Origin of the sequence: Tunicatimonas sp. (assembly GCF_049647865.1) — a bacterium.
Lineage (GTDB): Bacteria > Bacteroidota > Bacteroidia > Cytophagales > Cyclobacteriaceae > Tunicatimonas.
This window is the reverse complement of sequence record NZ_JBARYM010000909.1, coordinates 1-4,128: the sequence shown is the minus strand read 5'-3', so window position 1 is coordinate 4,128 and position 4,128 is coordinate 1. Positions and strand designations below refer to the sequence as shown.

At 41.8% G+C, this 4,128-nt stretch carries 2 protein-coding genes; both read right to left on the bottom strand.

Annotation, left to right across the window (positions count from 1 at the left end; genetic code table 11):
• Nucleotides 1-86: 86 nt before the first annotated feature.
• Complete coding sequence (locus WBA23_RS25830; RefSeq protein WP_424585162.1) at nt 87-2,465, bottom strand: OmpA family protein; 2,379 nt, start codon at nt 2,463-2,465, stop codon at nt 87-89.
• A gap of 233 nt (nt 2,466-2,698) precedes the next feature.
• Nucleotides 2,699-3,949, bottom strand: coding sequence for a M48 family metallopeptidase (locus tag WBA23_RS25825; RefSeq protein ID WP_424585161.1), 1,251 nt, complete (start codon nt 3,947-3,949; stop codon nt 2,699-2,701).
• Nucleotides 3,950-4,128: the final 179 nt, after the last annotated feature.

Genomic DNA, 4,128 nt, shown 5'->3' with positions numbered 1-4,128 from the left:
TATGGTGCTTGGTTCTGAGTTTAGAGTTTGATAAGAGTAAACCCAGGATTTTGAACTCAAAAACTTTAAACTCAGAACCAAAGAAACTACTGATTCAAATCAACTAAGCGAATTTCTACTCGACGGCTTTCTTCCGGACTTATTTTAGCTGCTTTAGTAGCACCTTGGCCTCGGGCTAAGATGCGTCTGCGAACTACCCCCTGCTGATTAAAGAAATTGAGCACTTCAATCGCTCGTTCGTTAGAGAGCTTTTCGTTCGCGGCCGCATCACCATCAGGAGAAGCATAGCCAGTGATTTCAATACCTAAGCTCTGATGCTCTTTCAGCGATTTTAATACTTTGCTCAGTATTTTATTATATGATTCTTCTATCTGGCTCTCCCCAACGGAAAAGTAAACTTTATGCGTTTCTTTCAGTAAAGAAGGATCATAATTAGCATTGGCCACTTTCTGTTCTTTCTGTTTGATAGCTTCTTCAGTAACAAAAAAGGTGGGTAAGGTATATACCGTTTCACTTCCTACCTTCTTAGCCACCAAATTGTCTTCCCCCGTTTCGTCGTAGTAGTAAGACACCCCAGCTGCTTCCAGCTTTTCTGCATCAATGGCATCAAAGTTTACATCTTCAATAGGGTTCGTCTTGTACATTAATCCCAAAAGATAATCGTAAGCTTCACCATCATTAGAAGCGATAATGGCTTCCATCATATCAAATAAATCCAGACTATCGTTTTGTACTAGCATAGCTTCGTTAGCCACTCGTACCGACTTTTCTTTGGTATTGTGCATATCGAAAAAGGCGTTCTTCACTGAAATTTCTTGCCCTACCACCACATCAAACTGCTTAATTGGTTTAAGGATAATTTCCTGATATAATTCGTAAAAATTGGTCTGATCAGGAATATTTACGTTCACAGTATACGGTAAGTACCCTTCCGACTCAATAATCAGATCATAGTTTCTGCCAGGGGGTAAAATAATAAGGTAATTACCGCTACCAGCACTGGGGCTATATACATAATCAAGCTGTTGTTTCGCTTCTACATCTACCACTTTAATAACAGTAGGAATTGGCTGCGGATCGGTTTCTCCCGCCAAAATACGACCTTTTATTAGTGTAAGCGGAATGTTAGCCTCGTGATCAGGCATCTCGAAGTAGTAGATATCTTGACCACCTTTTCCCCCTTTACGCTCCGAAGAGAAGTAACCCATCTTACCGTTAGCCGTCAGCGTAAAGTAGTTATCATCGGTTGGAGTGTTAATAGGATAACCCATATTCTCCGGCTCCTGCCATTCTCCGGCCAAAAAATAGGTTTTGAATATATCGTTTCCACCCATTGTGTTGCGCCCGTCCGATGTAAAAAATAGAGTTCGGCTATCGGGATGAATGAACGGGGCATCTTCGTTGTGCTCGGTATTCACCGTAGGGCCTAAATTTTCGGGCTTTCCCCAATCTCCATTCGGCTGGCGTTCAGCTTTGTAGATGTCCATTCCTCCGTAGCCATCTTTCCGATTACTAGCGAAGTAAATCGTTTTTCTATTGGGAGTGATGCTAGCGGTAGTTTCTAAGTAGCGAGAGTTAATGGTTTTACCGAGTGTAACTGGGTTCGACCACCCTTTGGCTGTATGCTCAATGCGATAAATACTTCCCGAGTTGTTATCGCCCCCAATAAATACCATCATTTCCTGCCCATCGGGCGAAATACCCGCCGTACCCAGCGGGGCATTGGCCTTAATTGATAGCGCTTGAGGTGTGCTCCATTGTCCGCCCTTACTCTTTTTAGCGATGAAAATTTGCTCTGTAATTTTTCCTTTCTTCTCGCGCACTGCCGTGTAGGCCAGCATTCCTTCATCAGCCGTAATAAGCGGATTATATTCAGTATACTCGCTATTTATTGCTTCAAAGTTATTAATAACGATACTCTTCTTCTCGCCAATTAGAAACAATGCATTAGTACACATTTTGAGCTGTCGGTTTACATCGGCTAACACCTGTTTATCATCTGCTTTCAATCCTTTTTTGTAGCTTTCGTAGGCTTTAATAGCCTCCTGAATTTGAATATCGCGGTGGTATGTTTTGCCGAGGTAATAACTCAACTCTTGCGGAATGTCTGCGCTTGCCTGCTGCTGAGCGTAGTTTAGATACGAGAGTGCCTTCAACTGATTCTGAAGATCAGCGGACTCCGCGTAGCATACGCCTAAGCGATAGTGCACTAAAGGCTCAGCTACTCCATTGTCAACTGCTTGCTGGTAAAGAGGAAGAGCTGCCTCGTAATTTTTTGCTAAAAGAAAAAATTTATTAGCTCGATCAACCAATGCGCCGTCTGAACCTTGCGCCATAGATTTGTCGGGTGAACCAACTAGTAATACTAATGCTAGTATTCCGCACCGAAGTGCCAGAGGCCAATTTTGAAGTTGGATAAGGTTATATAGCATGTTTAATGGCTTACGATCAATTCCTACTATCATATTCTCAAAATTTTATGAGTATACCGATGGATAATGTCCATCCGCTTACTTGCCCGAAAGCTAGGGAGAATGTGTAGGGCGGGAAAAGCCTTTTTTTACAAAAACGCAGGTATGTAATTTTTCAGGATATAATGCAGAGGAAAGATGTTCGGGTGTTAGAGTTCTGAGTTCGTTTTTACAAACTTAAAACTCAGAACCTAAAACTTTTGAACTTTAACACCATAACACACCAACTACTGAGAGACTACTATTTTGCGACGAATAGCTCGGAGCCTCTCTAACAAAGGGGGGTGGGAATAGTGGAAAAAAACGTACCAGGCATGAGGCAACAGATTACTCATGTTGTGAGCTGAAAGCTTTTTTAGTGCTTTTTGGAGCGAGTTTCCGCCATAGGTTTGAGTAGCGTAGGCATCAGCCTCAAACTCATTCTTGCGACTAACTACATTCATCAGTAACCCAGTAATGGTACTAATTGGTGAATACAAAATGCCGAAAGCAATCAGATTTAGATGAATAGAAAGTTGCTGTCCTCCTAATGCTAAGGAAAGAGCTTCATTAAAGATCAATAGTGACAGGATATATAGCGTAAACCCGATTTGGGCAATGGAGAGAAACAGCCCCGAGATAATATGCTTTTTTTTGTAGTGGCCTACTTCGTGAGCAATGATAGCGACCAGTTCTTCCTCGCTATGCTGTTCAATGAGCGTATCGTAGAGTACTACTTTTTTCTTGCTACCCATACCGGAGAAAAAAGCGTTTGACTTGCTAGACCGTTTTGATCCGTCAATTACGTACACATTAGTGATGGGAAAATTAACCTTTCGAGCGTAATCAGTAATGGCGTTTCTGAGTGAGCCTTCTTCTAACGGAGTAAGCTTATTGAACAATGGTACAAAGACACTGGTATAAAACACGTTTAACAGTATCATAATTACGGTAGCAACTCCCCAAAAGTACAGCCAGAACGATTGACCCAGCTCCATTACCAAATACAGAAATACGCCCACGATTAGTCCTCCCAAAGCAGCAGTAAGGGCGTAGCCCTTTAGTTTGTCTATAAAAAACAACCGAGGAGTCATTTTATTAAAACCAAACCGCTCCTCAATCATAAATGTATGATAAAGTTGGAAAGGCAAATTCAGCAGATCAGACGCGATGAAGAGTACTCCGAAATACACCAACGATAAAACAATCGGCTGCGCTATCCAGTCGCGCAATTGAATATCCAGCCAGCCAAAAAATCCACTTATCAATAGTATTGCTGATACCACGAAGCCAAACGTAGCCGTGATGGCACCAAACCGATCATTAGCCTGCTGATATTCCAGCGACTTCTGGTACTGTCGTTCATCGTACACTCCCTCAAGTTCTTCCGGTAAGTCGTGATGCTTATTCTGTCTATTGAGATAATCCAGTACCCGTTCAACAGTAAAATTGACGGTAATAATGGTCAGAATAATAAAGAGAATGAGCTGTGCTTCCATAGTATAAAACAAACCTCAAGTTTACAGAGAATAGTTCTTATTCAGGTGTTAGTGTGTTATAGTACGAAGTGTTATGGTGTTATAGTACGAAGTGTTGTGGTGTTCTAATGCGAAGTTCTAGGTTCGCTCTTATCAAACTTTGAACGCCAAACCTAGAACCATAACACCTTAACACCAAA